A 16,716-nucleotide genomic window follows, 5' to 3' on the forward strand; every position below is an offset into this window, starting at 1 on the left:
TATATAATCCGCGGATTGTTTTTGGCAGTTAAGCAAAATAATGGAATTAATCCGCGGTATACACAACATTTTACCTCGTCATCACGGTTGTGTGCTGACGATTGGCAATTTTGATGGTGTCCATCGGGGTCATGCTGCGGTGTTAGCCCAGCTGATAGCCCAGGGAGAGGCACTTAATTTGCCTACTGTGGTGATGACTTTTGAACCACAGCCACAAGAGTTGTTTAATGGTAGCCGTGCGCCAGCTCGATTAAATTTGTTAATAGATAAGTTTAATTTGCTAGCACAGTTAGGCATAGATCGACTATTGTGTGTGCGCTTTACTCAAGCTTTTGCTAGCCAACCCGCCGAGCAATTTGTTAAACAATTATTGGTTGATAAATTAGGCGTGAAATATTTAGTGGTTGGTGATGATTTTTGCTTTGGTAAAAATCGTCAAGGTAACTTTGCGATGTTAGTTGAAGCGGGGGCTAAATACGGTTTTACCGTAGTCAGTACTCAGAGCTTTCTAGTGCAATCACAACGAGTTAGTTCAACGATGATCCGTAATGTACTTGCCGCTGGTGATGTTGAGCAAGCGAGCGAGTTATTAGGGCATCCATATTGTGTGTCTGGGCGCGTGTTTCATGGCCGTCAACTAGGACGTACAATTGGATTTCCTACGGCAAATGTTGCTTTAAAACGCAACGTGGTGCCTGTTAACGGTGTGTTTGCCGTTAAGGTACGCGTGCAAGATGGTAACGAATATTTAGGGGTGGCAAACATTGGACATCGTCCAACGGTTAATGGCCAAACCTGTCAATTAGAAGTGCACCTATTTGATTTTTCAGGTGATCTTTATGGTCAGCGAATTAGCGTGACTTTAGTTGCTAAGATTCGTGATGAACAAAAGTTTGCATCATTAGATGCACTTAAACTACAAATTTTACATGATGTAGATGAGGCTAAAGCCTTATTTTGTCTGCAAAGAAGCTAAACTTAATTAAGCTTAAATAACGGTATAGGATCAATGAGCGACTATAAATCTACTTTGAATTTGCCGGAAACAGAGTTTCCGATGCGTGGCAACTTGGCTAATCGTGAGCCAGAAATGCTTAAACGCTGGACACAGGATGGGTTATACCAAAAGATCCGTGAAAGCCGTACTGGCCGTAAGCCATTCATTCTTCATGATGGCCCTCCATATGCAAACGGTAGTATTCATATTGGTCACTCTGTAAATAAGATTTTAAAAGATATTATTATCAAATCTAAAACTATTTCAGGTTTTGACTCTCCATACGTTCCAGGTTGGGACTGCCATGGTCTACCTATTGAACTTAAAGTTGAACAGAAAGTAGGTAAGCCTGGACAAAAAGTAACTGCGGCTGAATTTCGTGAAGAATGCCGTAAATATGCGGCAGTTCAGGTTGACGGCCAACGTGATGACTTTATCCGTTTAGGCGTATTAGCTGATTGGCAAAACCCATATTTAACAATGGACTTTAGCACAGAAGCTAATATTGTACGTTCATTGTCAAAAGTGATTGAAAGTGGTCATTTACACAAAGGTGTTAAGCCTGTTCATTGGTGTACTGATTGTGGTTCAGCATTAGCTGAAGCTGAAGTTGAATATGAAGATAAAACATCTCCAGCGATTGATGTGGCGTTTTCTGCAGCTGATAAAGCGTTAGTGTTAAGCAAGTTTGGTTTAGCTGATTATGCTGGCCAAGTGTCTATGGTGATTTGGACAACGACACCTTGGACATTACCTGCTAACCGCGGTTTATCTATTAGCCCGAACTTAACTTATAACCTAATCGAAATTGAAATCGAAGGTGTTAAGCAAGCAATTATTATTGCTGAAGAGCTAGCTGAATCTTGTTTAGCGCGCTATGGCATTGAGACACATCAAGTGCTTGCTCAAGTTGCTGGCGTTGAACTTGAACTATTACGTTTTAACCACCCATTCTACGCATTCGATGTGCCAGTTTTACTTGGTGATCATGTTACAACTGAAGCGGGTACTGGTGTTGTTCATACTGCACCTGGTCACGGTCAAGATGACTTTGTGATTGGTCAAAAGTATGGCTTAGAAATTGCGAATCCAGTTGGTGATAACGGCGTTTATAAAGCTGACACTGAAATTTTTGCGGGTCAGCATGTATTTAAAGCAAATGATGCGGTTGTTGAGTTATTGAAAGAAACAGGTGTATTACTACACAGTGAAGCTTTCCGTCACAGCTACCCACATTGCTGGCGCCACAAAACGCCGATTATCTTCCGTGCGACACCACAGTGGTTCATCTCAATGGACAACAATGGTTTACGTAAGCAAGCGCTAACTGAGATTGAACAAACTCAGTGGATCCCTGATTGGGGCCAAAGCCGTATTGAGCGTATGGTTGAGAACCGCCCAGACTGGTGTATTTCACGTCAACGTACTTGGGGCGTGCCAATTACTTTATTTGTGCACCGCGAAACAGAAGCACTACACCCAGATAGCGTGGCATTGATGTCTCGCGTAGCTAACTTGATTGAGCAAAAAGGCATTCAAGCTTGGTGGGATCTAGATATTGCTGAATTACTAGGTGAAGATGCAGAGCATTACCGCAAAGTGACTGATACCTTAGACGTATGGTATGACTCTGGTTCAACATTCTCATCAGTCGTTGCTTCACGTCCTGAATTCCATGGTCATGATATCGATCTATACCTTGAAGGTAGCGATCAACACCGTGGTTGGTTCATGTCTTCATTGATGATTTCAACTGCGATGAATGGTAAAGCGCCATACAAGCAGGTGTTGACTCATGGCTTTACCGTTGATGGTAAAGGTCGCAAGATGTCTAAGTCTGTAGGTAACGTAATTGCACCTCAGCAAGTGACTAACAAATTAGGCGCTGACATCCTACGTTTATGGGTTGCATCAACAGATTACAGCGGTGAAATGACGGTTTCTGATGAAATTTTGAATCGTAGCGCTGATGCATATCGCCGTATCCGTAACACGACTCGTTTCTTATTGGCTAACCTAAATGGTTTCAACCCTGAAACTGATATGGTTGCAGTTGAAGACATGGTGGCATTGGATCGTTGGGTTGTACGTCGCGCAGATGCACTACAGCAAGAAATTATTGAGGCTTATAATCAATATAATTTCCACCAAGTGACTCAGAAATTAATGCAGTTCTGCTCTGTAGAACTTGGTAGCTTCTACTTAGATATCATTAAAGATCGTCAATACACTGCTAAGACTGAAGGTCATGCACGTCGTAGCTGTCAATCTGCATTGTATCTAATCACTGAAGCAATGGTACGTTGGATTGCGCCAATCTTAAGCTTTACTGCTGACGAAGTATGGCAGTTAATGCCAGGCAAGCGTGATGAATATGTATTTATTCAAGAGTGGTTCGATGGTCTGAAGTCTGTCACTTTAGAGACTGATTTAAGTGATGACTTCTGGTCTGAACTGATTGCCGTTCGTAACGAAGTGAACAAAGTACTTGAGCAAGCTCGTCGCGATAAGCGTATTGGCGGTTCACTAGAAGCTGAAATCACATTATATGCAGATGACTTATTAGCCAATAAGTTAGCACAGATTGAAGATGAATTACGTTTCGTACTATTAACGTCTAAAGCGACTGTTAAAGCACTTGCTGATGCACCTGCTGATGCAACTGCAACTGAACTTGCAGGTTTAAGCTTAGGTTTAGAGAAGAGTGAAGCACATAAGTGTGAGCGTTGCTGGCACTATAGTGACGAGGTTGGTCAAGTTGAAGCTCATCCAACATTATGCCAACGCTGTGTGACCAACATTGATGGTGACGGTGAAACTCGTCAATTTGCATAAGGACGCATAATGCCATTAACTTGGAAAGAGAGTGGCTTACGTTGGTATTGGGTAGCTGTGTTGGTGTTTTTCGCCGACCAGCTATCTAAGCAATGGGTATTAGCTAACTTTAAGTTGTATGATTCGATTCAGTTGTTACCATTTTTTAATTTCACCTATGTGCGAAATTATGGCGCCGCATTTAGCTTTTTAAGTGATGCAGGTGGTTGGCAGCGTTGGTTATTTACAATTATAGCCGTAGGCTTTAGTGTGATTTTAACCATCTGGCTTAGACGTCAATCAAGCAAGTTATGGCGTTTAAACCTAGCCTACACGTTAGTGATAGGTGGTGCGATTGGTAATTTAGTTGATCGCTTAATGCATGGATATGTGGTCGATTTTATCGATTTTTATTGGAAAAACAGCCATTATCCTGCATTTAATATTGCTGATTCAGCAATTTGTGTTGGTGCATTCCTGATTATTTGGGATGCGTTTAAGACTGAAAAAACTCAAGCTGCCAAGGAGTAAAGGATGACAGGCGCTCGCTCACTATTATGTCATATGGATATTGTACTTGAAGATGGTTCAATCGCGGAAAGTACCAAGCAATCAGGTAAGCCTGTTTGGTTAAATGTGGGCGACAATAGTCTAAGTCCTGAATTCGAGGCACAAATAGGCCAATTGCAGCAAGGTGATAAACATCAGTTTATATTACAACCAGAAGCTGCATTTGGTCCTATTAACCCAGATGCTATCCATTATCTAGAACGCAGTCGTTTTCCTGCAGATATGGTGCTCGAACCTGGCGTTATTATCAGTTTCACCGGTCCTGCTAATAGCGAGATCCCTGGTATGGTTAGGGACGTAGCAGCTGACTCTGTTACTGTTGATCTTAATCATCCTCTTGCAGGACAGGTACTAAAATTTGAACTAGAAGTCGTTCAGGTAGGTTAGTATGCAAACAGACAAAAAATCCTCTTCACTTAATATTATGCTCGCTAATCCGCGTGGTTTTTGTGCGGGTGTTGATCGTGCTATTAGTATTGTTGAACGCGCATTAGAGTTATTTTCGCCACCAATTTATGTACGTCATGAAGTGGTACACAATCGGTATGTGGTACAAAATTTAAAAGACCGTGGTGCAATTTTTGTTGAAGAATTGGATCAAGTTCCTAATGACAGTATTGTTATTTTTAGTGCTCATGGTGTGCCGCAGTCTGTACGTAAAGAAGCGAAAACTCGTGGTTTACGAGTATTTGATGCCACTTGTCCATTGGTGACTAAAGTACACTTACAAGTGACCCGTGCAAGTCGTAAAGGGGTTGAGTGTATTTTAATCGGTCATCAAGGTCACCCTGAAGTGGTGGGTACGATGGGGCAATATGATAACCCTGAAGGTGGGGTTTATCTGGTGGAGTCAACAGCTGACGTAGCCGCATTAACCGTTAAAAACTCTGATAATTTATGCTTTGTAACCCAAACTACATTATCAGTCGATGACACGCTTGATATTATTAAAGCGCTGCAAGATAAATTTCCAACTATCGAAGGTCCGCGTAAAGATGATATTTGTTATGCGACTCAGAACCGACAAGATGCGGTTCGGAATCTTGCCAATAAGGTTGATTTGCTGATCGTGGTTGGTTCTAAAAATAGTTCTAATTCAAATCGATTACGTGAACTAGCTGAGAAAAATGGCTGTCATGCTTATTTGGTTGATACCGCGGCAGATGTTGAATTGGACTGGTTTAATCGCGTGACAAAAGTTGCGGTAACTGCAGGTGCATCAGCCCCTGAAGTACTAGTACAACAAGTGATTGATGCCATCGCTAAACTTGCACCAAGTGTGATTACCGAAGTTGAAGGCCGTAAAGAAGATACTGTCTTTGCTGTTCCAGCAGAATTACGTTAGAGATTTATAAACGACTTTAAGTCGTTTAATTCTTTTTAAATAAAACGCCTGAGTGTGAAAGCACTCAGGCGTTTTTTTATATCTGATCTCCTACGACAAACAGTACTATTTACTTACAAATTTTAATCATAGTATTAACATTGTAAGTGCTTGCAGGTTATACTGAATTTTCTATTTGGCATGGATGAAGCTTAAATGCATCGGCAGAGTGGTTTTTCATTAATTGAAGTACTAGTGGCAATGGTTATTTTAATCATTGGTATTATTGGTGTATTCAATCTACACATTATTGCCAAACGCAGTAGTTTCGAGTCATTTCAGCAAAGCCAGGCGGCATTTCTTGCAAGCGATATCGTTAACCGTATGAAGCTTAATATTAGCCAATTAGCGTTATATAGTAATGCTGTTGTTAATGGTAGTTTAGTTAAACCTGAATTTAGTTGTGATGGTGTCAATGCCGATGTATGTAGCAATGATCAAACTGGAACATGGGATCTGTATAGTTGGCAACAGCTTCTTCGCGGTAGTACGGAGCAAATTGACGAACAATTTGTTGGTGGTCTAGCTCAGGCAACAGGTTGCATCCAAATTATTAATAATAACGTTTCTGTCGCGATTACTTGGCATGGGCTGCGTGATACAGGTGATAGCACAGCGAACGCTGATGCATTTGTACAAGGATGTGGGACAAGTAATGATAAAAGACGATTTTTCTTATTGGAAACGGTGATCTCTTTATGAGTTTAAATAGATTACCCATGAAAAAAAGAGAACAAGGTTTTTCATTAGTTGAACTCATGGTAGCAATCTTGATCGGTATGTTTCTTACATTGGGCTTGATGTCGATGTTCAGTAGCTCGGCGACAAATGTTAGAACGACGAGTCAATATAATGAATTACAGGAAAATGGTCGGATTGCCATGATGATTATGGCTGCTGATATTAGTCAGGTCGGTTTTATGGCTGATATGACGGGCATAGCATTTATTACAGGTATTAATTTCGAATCACAAGCGTCTGCGGTTGATGCGGCGAGTGATTGCGTTGGTGCTGGCAGTAATAACAGCTCCTTTCCCAGTAATGTATCTGGTCATTTTCGACGTATTTGGGGATATGAACAAGGCGTTGGGTCTGAACCGTTTACTTGTTTAGGTAATAACGTTAATGCCAATACCGATGTGATTCAAATTAAGCGCTTTTCTGGGCCTGATGTACAGAATCCCAATGATACTAATCGTTATTACATTGCTACATCGAGTAATCGTGCGGTGCTATTTAGTGGTGACCAAACACCCCCTAATTTTCTAGGACGACGTTTTTGGCATTACTTGCATCATATTTATTATATTCGCAGTGATGGTGATATCCCTGTGCTACGTCGTCAGGCTTTGAGAGTCGGAGGTATGCGCAAAGCGGGTAGTTTTGAGCAATTGGTTGAAGGTATCGAGAATTTTAGAGTGTTATATGGCATTGATGACAACGGTGATGGCAGTGCTGATAGTTTTATTCCTGCTGCTAATGTGACTGATACCATGTGGGATAACCAAGATTTTGCCCGAATTGTTGCCGTTCGGCTTTATCTATTAGTTCGCAGTATTGAGCAAGATAGAAGCTATACCAATAATGTTGTGTATCAGTTAGGGGATAAAACTATTGGTCCATTAAATGACAATTATCGTCGTAAAGTAATGTCATCGACGATTATGCTAGATAACCCTGCGCTAATACGTTAGTAAGAGGTTCTTATGAGGAAACAACAAGGAATTGTACTTTTTCTTGCGTTAATTGTACTGCTTATTCTAACTATGATAGGCGTAGGATTAGCGATGAATTCAAGTCAATCATTACGTATGGCTGGTGCTGGTAATGAGCGGGTTTCAGCGATGGCTGCAGCGCAGGGAGCACAAGCTAAAGTACTGAATGATTTAACATCAGAGATGCTGGCATTAATGACGGTTGAAACAGAGGTTGTTGACAGTGATTTTAAGGTTAACCATAAAGTCACTCCTATTTCTGAAGGTGATGTGAGTTGTAAGCGAACTGAAGCCGCTAATAATGCCAGTTTGATTCGTTGTCGCCGCATTGAGATATCAAGCGAGGCTAGTTTTGGTCGTGATGATATGGGGCGTTTACAGATTGTGGTTGGTGTAGAGCAGGAAGTCTTTACTGGAGGATAATTAGGCCATGGTAGGCTGGAGATGGATAACAGGGATTGTTATGGGATTAGTGTGTACGAATGTATATGCTGACGATACCGAATTATATGTGTCTGATGTGTCTGTACGCGCAGGTGCCAGACCACAGGTGCTTATTATTTTTGATAATTCTGGCAGTATGGATACGGAAGAACTTACTGAGCAACCTTTTCCTCGGGGCAGCAGTAATGGAACGCCGGCTGCAGACTCACGTATTTATTATAGTTTTAATAGTACGAGTGTACCTAAACCGACTTCGAATCAATATTTTCTCCAATCTACCAATGGTTGTTTTTCATCACATCAGTATTTAAATCAATATGGCATGTATACCGGCTATATACGGCATTATAATTTTGTCGGGCAAGTGGGAAGTTGGCGACCTCTTCCTGCTGGAGGAGGGAATACTATAGCTGTGCTTGATTGTTTTGAGGATATAGAAGAGCAGGATTATCGCAATGCTACTTTGCAAAAATCTGGGTTACCCGTTGATGGTTTAGGTTCTACAACAAAGCCACAATACTATACTGCAGTGAGTCAATCCTCTACCGATGCAAGTAAAGAACAGGCCTATGTTAAAGCGTTATTAACTAAATTTGGTACGGGAGAGCCCGTTCATTTATATACAGAGCGTTATGTGCAATGGTATTACAGCGATAAAAGAAATATATGGAGCAACCGTTTAAAAATAGCACGCAGAGTGATTGAAGATACTATTGTAACGACTGCAGGCGTGGATTTTGGTTTGGCGATGTTTAATTTAAATTATCGTTATGAAGGCGATCGAGATGGTGGGCGGATCATTTCTGGTATCCAAAAAATGGATACCTCTAATAAGCAGGAGTTATTAGGGTTAATTAATCAATTGCCAGCCAATACCAACACACCATTATGTGAAACCTTATTTGAAGCCTATCGTTATTTTGGTGGTTTAGAGGTGGTTTACGGTAAGGCTGATAGTAGCTATTCTAATTGGTACAGTGCGAATAGACCTCCACGTGATCGCAGTATTGAACAAGGGTATAACTACCGTTCCCCATTTAAGCGTTGCCAGAATAATGCCTATATTATTTATATTACTGATGGCGCTCCTACACTTGATAATGCCGCAGATAATTTAATCCGAAATTTATCAGGTATTTCCAGTAAAGATGCATTCGTAAATTACCGACCTAATTTTACCAGTTATTTACCTGCCTTAGCGGGCTGGATGAAAAATAACGACGTTAATACTCATGCCGATGCACCTGGTGAGCAGAATGTGACAACCTACACTATTGGTTTTAGTGAGGGGGCAAATGATGCTGCGCCAGTATTGTTAGAAACGGCTATTAGAGCTGGGGGGCAATATTATCCGGCATCGGATGCAGAAGAGCTTCGGGTGGCATTAAAGCAGGTTTTTTCTGATATTGTAGGTGGCAATGCGACATTCACTTCTCCTGCGGTTACCAGTAATAATTTTGATCGAACAAAAACATTTGATTCTGTTTATTATGCGATGTTTTTACCTAATAGTGGCCCTCGTTGGACGGGTAATATCAAGAAATTCAAAGTACAAGCTAATGGCGATATTGTTGATAAGAATGGCTTACCAGTCATAAATACCGAGGGTGAGATAGACTCTAGTGCGTGTTCGTTTTGGACTTCAGATGAGGTTTGCCAAGCAGCTAGTGCAGGAGGAGATGGTGCAGATGTGATGTTAGGAGGCGCGCTTGATGCTATTCGCCAAATCAGGTGGTCAGAGCGCAATTTACTGAGTGACATTGGTAATAATGAGCAAGTTGCGCCACTCACAATGACGAACTTGATCAACCGAGCGGGGACAGAGGCTAAGTTAGCACAGTTTATGGGGATGGAGCCTGTTCACCTACCAGATATGTTTGACTGGATTGAAGGTCGAGATGTTGATGATGAAGATACCGATTATCAACGTGATGAAAATAGACAAGGCATGTTAGGCGACATACTTCATTCAAAGCCATTGTCACTGAATTATGGTACAGAAAAAAATCCTGATATACGGCTTATCTTCGGTACTAATCAAGGCTTTATTCATATGCTTAAAGATGCTGGAGATAGTGTCAGTGAATCTTGGGCATTAATGCCTTACGAATTGCTCGTGAATCAGGGCCAGTTAAGGATGAATAATCCCAGTGGTGTGCATTCAATTTATGGGATGGACGGAGAGGCGGTGGTTCATGCTGAATATAATGCTAGCGGTATAACCAAAGCATGGCTATTTATGGGGATGCGCAGGGGGGGCATCATTATTATGCTTTTGATATTAGTAATCCTGATTCACCCCAAAAAATGTGGCGGATTGGCCTGAAGACAATGGTTTTGAACAATTAGCGCAAACATGGTCAAAACCTGTGGTGACTAAGATTATGGGGTGGCCTGAAGGCAATAGAGATCCTGAACTCGCAAGGCCGGTGATTATTTTTGGTGGCGGTTATGCTGCAGCCACTAAAGATACATTATTAGTCGGAGAGAATGATGCAACAGGGAAGGCTGTATTTATAGTTGATGCTCAAACAGGACAATTAGTGCATAGTTTTGGTCCCAGCACTTCTGCACAAATGACACAAATAACAGGCATTACCGACAGTATTCCTAATGCAGTAGCAATATTAGACAGTGATAGTGATCAATTTACCGACCGTATTTATGCCAGTGATACAGGCGGTAATGTTTGGCGAATGGATTTACCAAGCGAAAGCCCTAAGCATGCGACCTCTCCTTGGACGGCGTTTAAGTTTGCAGCTTTAGGTGATAATGAATTAATCAAAGATATTCGCTTTTATTCAGAACCTGTTGTTGCACAAACTATTGTTAATAATGTTTACCAACAAGAGGGACTTAATAGTATTTCATTTCAACAAGTACCATATGATGCGGTAGTCATCGGTACTGGATTGAGACCTCATCCTACTGATACCAATCGACAAGATATGTTTTTTGCTTTACAAGATAGGCATATAACCGCGAAATCATTTACTGGAACAAATGGGCAAGTCATTCCAGCAGCCATTACCCACGAGCAGTTATACGATGTGACTCAGGCTGCACCGAAAGACTTATCGCAAGAGTTAGCATTTTCAGCTAAAAAAGGCTGGTTTTATACATTTAAAGATAAAGGTGAAAAAAACCTATCGGCAGCGACTATATTAAATGGTAGAGTTTTTTTCACCTCTTATGTGCCGAGTAATCAGGCCAATACCAATCAATGCTTAGTGTCAGGAATGGGGCGGTTATATGGCTTCATGCTCAATAAAGGTTCAAGAGCTTATACTCGTGAATATGTTGAGGTGGGGGATATTGTTCCTGATACCCCGCAGTTAGTGATACCAGTTGATAATAACGGCGATCCTAAAATGCATTTAATTGGCGTGGGTAATGCCATGTCATTACTAGAGCGCCCCGCTGATGCCCAAGTTGATGAAAATTGCGATGAAAATGATAAGTTATGTTTAGGGAATGGGTTAAGTACCAATAAAGTTTATTATTATTTACATGAGTAGAACTATGAAAATAAAAGGATTTACCTTAGTTGAAGTGATGATTGTTGTGGTGATTATTGGCATTCTTGCAAGCATAGCTTATCCCAGTTATGTGCAACAAGTCGCGAAAGGATACCGAGCGGATGGTCAAGCTTTGATGATGAAAGTCGCTAATTTACAGGAACAATACTATATCGATAATCGCAGTTATGCGGTAGATATGAAATTACTCGGGTTTGATAAAGATCCCTATGTGACCGATAACGGTTTTTATAGTGCCGATAGCAGCATTGTTGATGGTAACTTGCAGGTATCATTAACCGCTTTGGGTGAACAAGCTAAAAGGATGATGCATGTAAGGTGATGGGACTAAATATTAATGGCCTCAGAACGCCTAAAGGATGTTGGTAATGAGGTATTTACTCTATATTGGCTTGTTTATTTTACCTTTGAGTATTGAGGCTAAAAATATTGATATTAAATGCTATGTTACTACCGATGATGGGCAATACATAAAACAATACTCATGGCCAATAGGTCACGTTAATAAGCATATGCAGGGGCTTATTGGCCAAGAAACTTCTATAAAATCGTTAACTAAGAAAACGATAATCAGGCAAGTAAATGAATGTGTACCTACTTATTCCAGATTTAAATTAAGAAACGCATATAATTTAGATGAACATCAGATATATTAATTGAAAACAATCATGATTTTAGGTAGGTTTATAAACACGAAAGCGGGGTGAGTTATTTTTATATAAATCTTATAGAGTATATAAAAATAAGCTAGCTACATCATAAGTTGTAATTGATGGTATTAGGGATGATACAACACTAATAATATTAAATTACCGATGGAGCGAGTTATGAAGTTAGCGTTAGTCAGCCAAGTATTTGTCCTATTCAGTGCGATAGTGGCTTGTGATATATGGGCTGATGATACTGAACTTTATGTTAAAGATGCAACGGTAAAAAATAAGACCCGCCCCAAAATTTTAGTCGTGCTTGATAATTCTGGCAGTATGGGAAATAAATTAACTGCTAGAAAGCCTTATGTTCCCTCAACACAGATTGATACCCACAAAAAAGTTTATTACAGTTTTAGTAGTACTGAAATTCCTTCTCCTGATAGCAAACAGTTTTTTAAAAATAATTTAAATGGTTGTAAGTCATCAAAATACTTTTTAAAAAATTATGGCATGTATACCGACTTTTTTAGACATTATTCGTATATTGGTGATAACGGATTATGGCGAGTTTTGCCAGAGGGTGATGGCGTTAATATAACTATTGCAGATTGTTATAATGATATAGAAGAAGCTCAATATTATAACACGACTGATTATCCTCAGGGATTACCTGTTAATGGTCTAGGTTCTCAAACCAATATATCGCCTTATTATTTAGTCAACTCAAGTAGTAATAGTAAAATTAAAGAGAATGCTTTAAAAGAAGCATTAAAAACTGGATTTAGTACGGGTAAACCTGTTCATCTTTATTCCGAGCATTATGTGAATTGGTATCATGGCAATGTGCAGAATCATTTCATTAAACGTATTGAGTTGGCCAAAAATGTTATTCAAGAGTTGATTGTAACAACCCCAGGGGTTGATTTTGGGTTGATGATATTTAATCGAAGAATCGATGGTGGTCGAATCGTTCTAGGCGTGAAGCAGTTAGATTCTGATGGCAAAATTACCTTTAATGACGTCACCGAGGATATAGGAGCAAGGACTTCAACTCCGTTATGTGAAACCTTATATGAGGCGATGCGCTATTTAGGTGGCAAGTCGATAAAATACAGTAGTTGGGATACGAATAAAACGGGATGGCCTAAGCGCGATGACAGTATCATAAGTAATGGTTCTTATATTTCACCCTTTGAAAAGTGTGAGCGTAATGCTTACGTGGTGTACGTGACTGATGGTGCACCCTGGAATGATTGGTCTGCTAATAGTTTGGTGCTAGGGCTCAATGGGGTAACTGAGGCGGATCGCGTTAAGGTTCGTACACACAAAGATCCGCGCCGTGAGTATAGCTATCTTGCCGCACTGGCTGGCTGGATGAAAAATAATGATTTGGCTGCTGGAGTACCCGGTAAACAAACCGTAACCACATATACTATCGGTTTTAGTGAGGGGGCTAATAGCGTCAAAGAGTTACTTCAAGAAACAGCCAAACGTTCAGGTGGTAAGTATTATACCGCCTTGGATGCAAATGCCTTAAAGACTTCTTTACGTGATGTTTTCTCTGATATTTTAGAAGTGGATACCAGTTTTACCTCGCCTTCAATTGCAAGTAACAATTTTGATCGTACTCGTACTTTTGACTCTGTTTATTACGCCATGTTTTTACCTAATAAGGGGCCGCGTTGGTCAGGTAATCTGAAAAAATTAAAAGTGACTGTTGATGGCACTATTGTGGATAAAAATGGTACTAAAGCGATTAATGATGAAGGTAATTTAGCTGCATCAGCATGTACTTATTGGACCTCCGATATCGTCTGTCAACACGCAGATAGTGGTGGTGATGGAAGTGATGTCGCTATTGGCGGCGCGGCAGGTATGCTGGTTGATTCCGGTTGGTCAAATCGAACCTTTTACGTTAATTCTGGTGATAACGGAAGCCTACAAAGTTTAACTAAGCAAAATTTAATAAATAAAGCGGGTTCGGCTAACCAGTTAGTTAATGATATTGGTGTTAAACAAGAGTTGATCGATGATTATCTTGAGTGGTTTAAAGGACGCGATATTTTTGATGAAAATGAGAACAATAATAATCAAGAAACCCGAAGAGATATTATGGGTGATCCGCTTCATTCTAAACCATTAGCGATTAATTATGGCAGTCAAACATCACCTGATATCCGAATTGTAGTCGGCACTAATCATGGTGTAATGCATATGTTTAAAGATCAAGGATCATCGATTAGTGAAACATGGGCATTTATGCCATATGAATTGGTAAGTAATATTCGAGAGTTAAAAGAGAATAACCAGATCGGGCTACATTCGGTATATGGTTTAGATGCTCGCCCTAGTGTACACACTGAATATAATAATGATGGTCGATTAACTAAAGCTTGGCTTTTCTTTGGGATGCGCAGAGGCGGAAGTAGTTACTTTGCGCTGGACATCACCAAGCCGGATGAGCCTAAATTTATGTGGAAAATAGATACTAATAGCGCAGGACTTGAAGACTTAGGACAAAGTTGGGCAAAGCCTATCATCACACGTATTCCAGGGTGGCCTGCAAATAACACTGAGTATGACAGTGCTAAGCCGGTGATGATTATTGGTGGTGGTTACGATACTGAAAAAGATAGTTTAGACGTTGTTGATAATGATGCTAAGGGCAGAGGGGTATATATTATTGATGCCAAAACAGGGGCCTTAGTACACAGCTTTGGTCACAAATCTAATCTTAAAATGACCAAATTACCTGGCATTACCGATAGCATTCCCAATACAGTTGCGGTGCTAGATAGCAATAACGATGAACTATCAGATAGAATTTATGCTAGTGATACAGGAGGCAATATTTGGCGAATAGATATGCCAAGTACTCATCCGAAAAGCAGTCAAGCGCCTTGGACAGCGTATAAGTTTGCTGAATTAGGTGCTAAAAATGTCGCGAGTGATATTCGATTTTATTCGGAGCCTGTCGTTGCACAAACAATGATTAATACTGTTAAGTCTGTGGAGAGTAATGGCAGTACTGTTCATGCTTATCAAAAAATCCCCTACGATGCGGTAGTGATTGGTAGTGGGCTTAGGCCTAATCCTTCAGATTCTAGCCGACAAGACACCATGTTTGTTCTACAAGATAGGAATATAATCACAAAATCAGCAGGTTATGATGGTGTACCCATTCCGCAAGCGTTAAAGATGAGTCATTTATATGACGTTACAAGTGCGCCAGCAGATCATAATAGCGCCGAAAGTTTAGCTCAGTTTTCAACTCGTCGAGGTTGGTATTACAACTTTAAAGATAAAGGTGAAAAAAACTTATCAGCAGCCACTATTTTAAATGGCAAAGTCTTCTTTACCTCTTATGTACCTGAAGAGGAAAATGCAAACAGTGCGATATGTCTTGCTGGTGGTGTAGGTCGGCTTTATGGTTTTAATTTAAATTATGGTTACCGTGCTTATACTAAAGAGCATGTAGAAGTTGGACAGCGGGTACCAGACACTCCACAGTTGGTGATCCCTGCCGATAGTGATGGTAATACGCAAATGCACCTCATTGGTATTGGTAATGCCGCAGCTCAATTAGAGCGTAGAAAAGACAGTGAAGGTAATTACCTCGATGACTGTCCTGAAACAGATAAACTTTGTTTGGGGCAAAGCTTAAACAAACAAAAAGTGTATTATTTTCAAGATGAGATTAATTGAGGTTATATGAATAAAAGCAGTTTAATGATGTTGTTGGCTAGTATGTTGTTTAGTACTAGCCTAGTGGCCGAAGAACTGGAGTATAAATGCTATCTACAAACGAGTGCAGGCCCACAAATTAGTTTACACTTTTGGCCTGTGCAACAAACGCTGGCCAAGCGAGCTAAGCTCGTCGATCAAATGGTTGACGTAAAAGATATGGAACAACAAGTGCGAGTCATAAAAGTGATTGAGTGCGCGCCATTGTATAAAGCGTTCAAAATAAGAGAAGCGTATAATTTTGACGATATGCAGTATTAATGTGTATGGTTACTAAGTGTTTGGTTTATCGCTGGTATTAATTTTTCCTGCTGGGCTAATACTGATTAACTTACATTGACTTGACTGTTGCTTTGGTGGGCAATAACTGAGCTGAATGGTTGCAGCATTAGCATTTAAAAAACCGTGAGATTCAAAACTAAAACTTGCCGCCGATGCTTGTACTTGGTCTTGGCTATTGAAATTGTTAACTACATTAATGATCACATCCTGTTGGCCATTGTCACTGTCCACGATACCCACAACACCATTATCGATAAAAATGCTATACCCATTTTTCCAATCAGTACTCGCGCTGCAATTATTACCCTCTAATTGGCATACGGTTACCCTAGCACCATAATTTAATGCTTGATTACGGGCAAACATAAAAGATTGGTTTATCTGTTTTGCGGCAGTATTACTCCGCTGATTAGATATTAGTTGACTAAAAGAGGGCTGGGCGACTGCAACCAAAATAGCGATTATGGCAATTACGATAGCTAATTCTGCTAATGTCAGTCCTTTGTGGTGATGCATATCTAATTATAATATTTAAATTTGTTCCCCATAATAGACACTAACAATAAAACAGCAACTA

15 protein-coding genes are annotated in these 16,716 nt (G+C 40.3%); 14 read left to right on the plus strand and 1 reads right to left on the minus strand.

Features of this window, described 5'->3' with window-relative positions; all coding sequences use genetic code 11:
• Positions 1 to 40 precede the first annotated feature (40 nt).
• From ribF to JCM15074_RS18230, 14 genes are all read left to right on the plus strand, one after another.
• Positions 41 to 976: a bifunctional riboflavin kinase/FAD synthetase gene (gene ribF / locus JCM15074_RS18170; RefSeq protein ID WP_025823097.1), complete on the plus strand. Its 936-nt coding sequence runs from the start codon at positions 41 to 43 to the stop codon at positions 974 to 976.
• Between the two features lie 33 nt (positions 977 to 1,009).
• The gene (gene ileS / locus JCM15074_RS18175) at positions 1,010 to 3,832 is read left to right on the plus strand and encodes an isoleucine--tRNA ligase (protein WP_025823099.1); all 2,823 of its coding nucleotides are present in this window, start codon (positions 1,010 to 1,012) and stop codon (positions 3,830 to 3,832) included.
• Positions 3,833 to 3,841: 9 nt separating this feature from the next.
• Positions 3,842 to 4,342, plus strand: a complete 501-nt coding sequence (lspA, locus tag JCM15074_RS18180) for a signal peptidase II (RefSeq protein WP_025823101.1) — start codon at positions 3,842 to 3,844, stop codon at positions 4,340 to 4,342.
• Between the two features lie 3 nt (positions 4,343 to 4,345).
• A complete protein-coding gene (gene fkpB / locus JCM15074_RS18185) occupies positions 4,346 to 4,768 on the plus strand; it encodes an FKBP-type peptidyl-prolyl cis-trans isomerase (RefSeq protein ID WP_025823103.1) in 423 nt (140 codons plus the stop codon).
• Position 4,769: 1 nt separating this feature from the next.
• A complete protein-coding gene (gene ispH, locus JCM15074_RS18190) occupies positions 4,770 to 5,726 on the plus strand; it encodes a 4-hydroxy-3-methylbut-2-enyl diphosphate reductase (RefSeq protein WP_025823105.1) in 957 nt (318 codons plus the stop codon).
• Between the two features lie 195 nt (positions 5,727 to 5,921).
• Positions 5,922 to 6,467: a type IV pilus modification protein PilV gene (gene pilV / locus JCM15074_RS18195; RefSeq protein ID WP_025823107.1), complete on the plus strand. Its 546-nt coding sequence runs from the start codon at positions 5,922 to 5,924 to the stop codon at positions 6,465 to 6,467.
• Between the two features lie 17 nt (positions 6,468 to 6,484).
• The gene (locus JCM15074_RS18200; protein WP_148300841.1) at positions 6,485 to 7,459 is read left to right on the plus strand and encodes a PilW family protein; all 975 of its coding nucleotides are present in this window, start codon (positions 6,485 to 6,487) and stop codon (positions 7,457 to 7,459) included.
• Positions 7,460 to 7,471: 12 nt separating this feature from the next.
• Positions 7,472 to 7,903 carry a pilus assembly PilX family protein gene (locus JCM15074_RS18205; RefSeq protein WP_025823111.1) on the plus strand — a complete coding sequence of 144 codons (432 nt, stop codon included), beginning with the start codon at positions 7,472 to 7,474 and terminating at the stop codon, positions 7,901 to 7,903.
• Positions 7,904 to 7,910: 7 nt separating this feature from the next.
• Complete coding sequence (locus JCM15074_RS22975; protein WP_234400279.1) at positions 7,911 to 10,250, plus strand: pilus assembly protein; 2,340 nt, start codon at positions 7,911 to 7,913, stop codon at positions 10,248 to 10,250.
• Positions 10,234 to 11,442, plus strand: coding sequence for a pilus assembly protein (locus JCM15074_RS25110; RefSeq protein WP_234400280.1), 1,209 nt, complete (start codon positions 10,234 to 10,236; stop codon positions 11,440 to 11,442). The genes JCM15074_RS22975 and JCM15074_RS25110 overlap by 17 nt, the downstream gene beginning before the upstream one ends.
• A 4-nt stretch (positions 11,443 to 11,446) precedes the next feature.
• A complete protein-coding gene (locus JCM15074_RS22980; protein ID WP_148300842.1) occupies positions 11,447 to 11,785 on the plus strand; it encodes a type IV pilin protein in 339 nt (112 codons plus the stop codon).
• A 46-nt stretch (positions 11,786 to 11,831) separates the two neighbouring features.
• Positions 11,832 to 12,119 carry a TapY2 family type IVa secretion system protein gene (locus JCM15074_RS25705; protein ID WP_025823113.1) on the plus strand — a complete coding sequence of 96 codons (288 nt, stop codon included), beginning with the start codon at positions 11,832 to 11,834 and terminating at the stop codon, positions 12,117 to 12,119.
• A gap of 171 nt (positions 12,120 to 12,290) precedes the next feature.
• Positions 12,291 to 15,818: a pilus assembly protein gene (locus JCM15074_RS18225; protein WP_025823116.1), complete on the plus strand. Its 3,528-nt coding sequence runs from the start codon at positions 12,291 to 12,293 to the stop codon at positions 15,816 to 15,818.
• 6 nt (positions 15,819 to 15,824) lie between these two features.
• A complete protein-coding gene (locus JCM15074_RS18230) occupies positions 15,825 to 16,118 on the plus strand; it encodes a TapY2 family type IVa secretion system protein (protein ID WP_025823118.1) in 294 nt (97 codons plus the stop codon).
• A gap of 12 nt (positions 16,119 to 16,130) precedes the next feature.
• On the opposite strand, the gene JCM15074_RS18235 is transcribed toward JCM15074_RS18230, so the two are convergent.
• Positions 16,131 to 16,655, minus strand: a complete 525-nt coding sequence (locus JCM15074_RS18235; RefSeq protein ID WP_025823120.1) for a GspH/FimT family pseudopilin — start codon at positions 16,653 to 16,655, stop codon at positions 16,131 to 16,133.
• Between the last annotated feature and the right edge of the window lie 61 nt (positions 16,656 to 16,716).

The sequence above is a fragment of the Shewanella marina JCM 15074 genome (genome assembly GCF_000614975.1).
Taxonomy (GTDB): domain Bacteria; phylum Pseudomonadota; class Gammaproteobacteria; order Enterobacterales; family Shewanellaceae; genus Shewanella; species Shewanella marina.

What these genes read in the sequence shown, in the direction of transcription:
- ribF (WP_025823097.1), top strand. Translation starts at nt 41, where the DNA reads ATGGAATTAATCCGCGGTATACACAACATTTTACCTCGTCATCACGGT.
- ileS (WP_025823099.1), top strand. Translation starts at nt 1,010, where the DNA reads ATGAGCGACTATAAATCTACTTTGAATTTGCCGGAAACAGAGTTTCCG.
- lspA (WP_025823101.1), top strand. Translation starts at nt 3,842, where the DNA reads ATGCCATTAACTTGGAAAGAGAGTGGCTTACGTTGGTATTGGGTAGCT.
- fkpB (WP_025823103.1), top strand. Translation starts at nt 4,346, where the DNA reads ATGACAGGCGCTCGCTCACTATTATGTCATATGGATATTGTACTTGAA.
- ispH (WP_025823105.1), top strand. Translation starts at nt 4,770, where the DNA reads ATGCAAACAGACAAAAAATCCTCTTCACTTAATATTATGCTCGCTAAT.
- pilV (WP_025823107.1), top strand. Translation starts at nt 5,922, where the DNA reads ATGCATCGGCAGAGTGGTTTTTCATTAATTGAAGTACTAGTGGCAATG.
- JCM15074_RS18200 (WP_148300841.1), top strand. Translation starts at nt 6,485, where the DNA reads ATGAAAAAAAGAGAACAAGGTTTTTCATTAGTTGAACTCATGGTAGCA.
- JCM15074_RS18205 (WP_025823111.1), top strand. Translation starts at nt 7,472, where the DNA reads ATGAGGAAACAACAAGGAATTGTACTTTTTCTTGCGTTAATTGTACTG.
- JCM15074_RS22975 (WP_234400279.1), top strand. Translation starts at nt 7,911, where the DNA reads ATGGTAGGCTGGAGATGGATAACAGGGATTGTTATGGGATTAGTGTGT.
- JCM15074_RS22980 (WP_148300842.1), top strand. Translation starts at nt 11,447, where the DNA reads ATGAAAATAAAAGGATTTACCTTAGTTGAAGTGATGATTGTTGTGGTG.
- JCM15074_RS25705 (WP_025823113.1), top strand. Translation starts at nt 11,832, where the DNA reads ATGAGGTATTTACTCTATATTGGCTTGTTTATTTTACCTTTGAGTATT.
- JCM15074_RS18225 (WP_025823116.1), top strand. Translation starts at nt 12,291, where the DNA reads ATGAAGTTAGCGTTAGTCAGCCAAGTATTTGTCCTATTCAGTGCGATA.
- JCM15074_RS18230 (WP_025823118.1), top strand. Translation starts at nt 15,825, where the DNA reads ATGAATAAAAGCAGTTTAATGATGTTGTTGGCTAGTATGTTGTTTAGT.
- JCM15074_RS18235 (WP_025823120.1), bottom strand. Translation starts at nt 16,655, where the DNA reads ATGCATCACCACAAAGGACTGACATTAGCAGAATTAGCTATCGTAATT.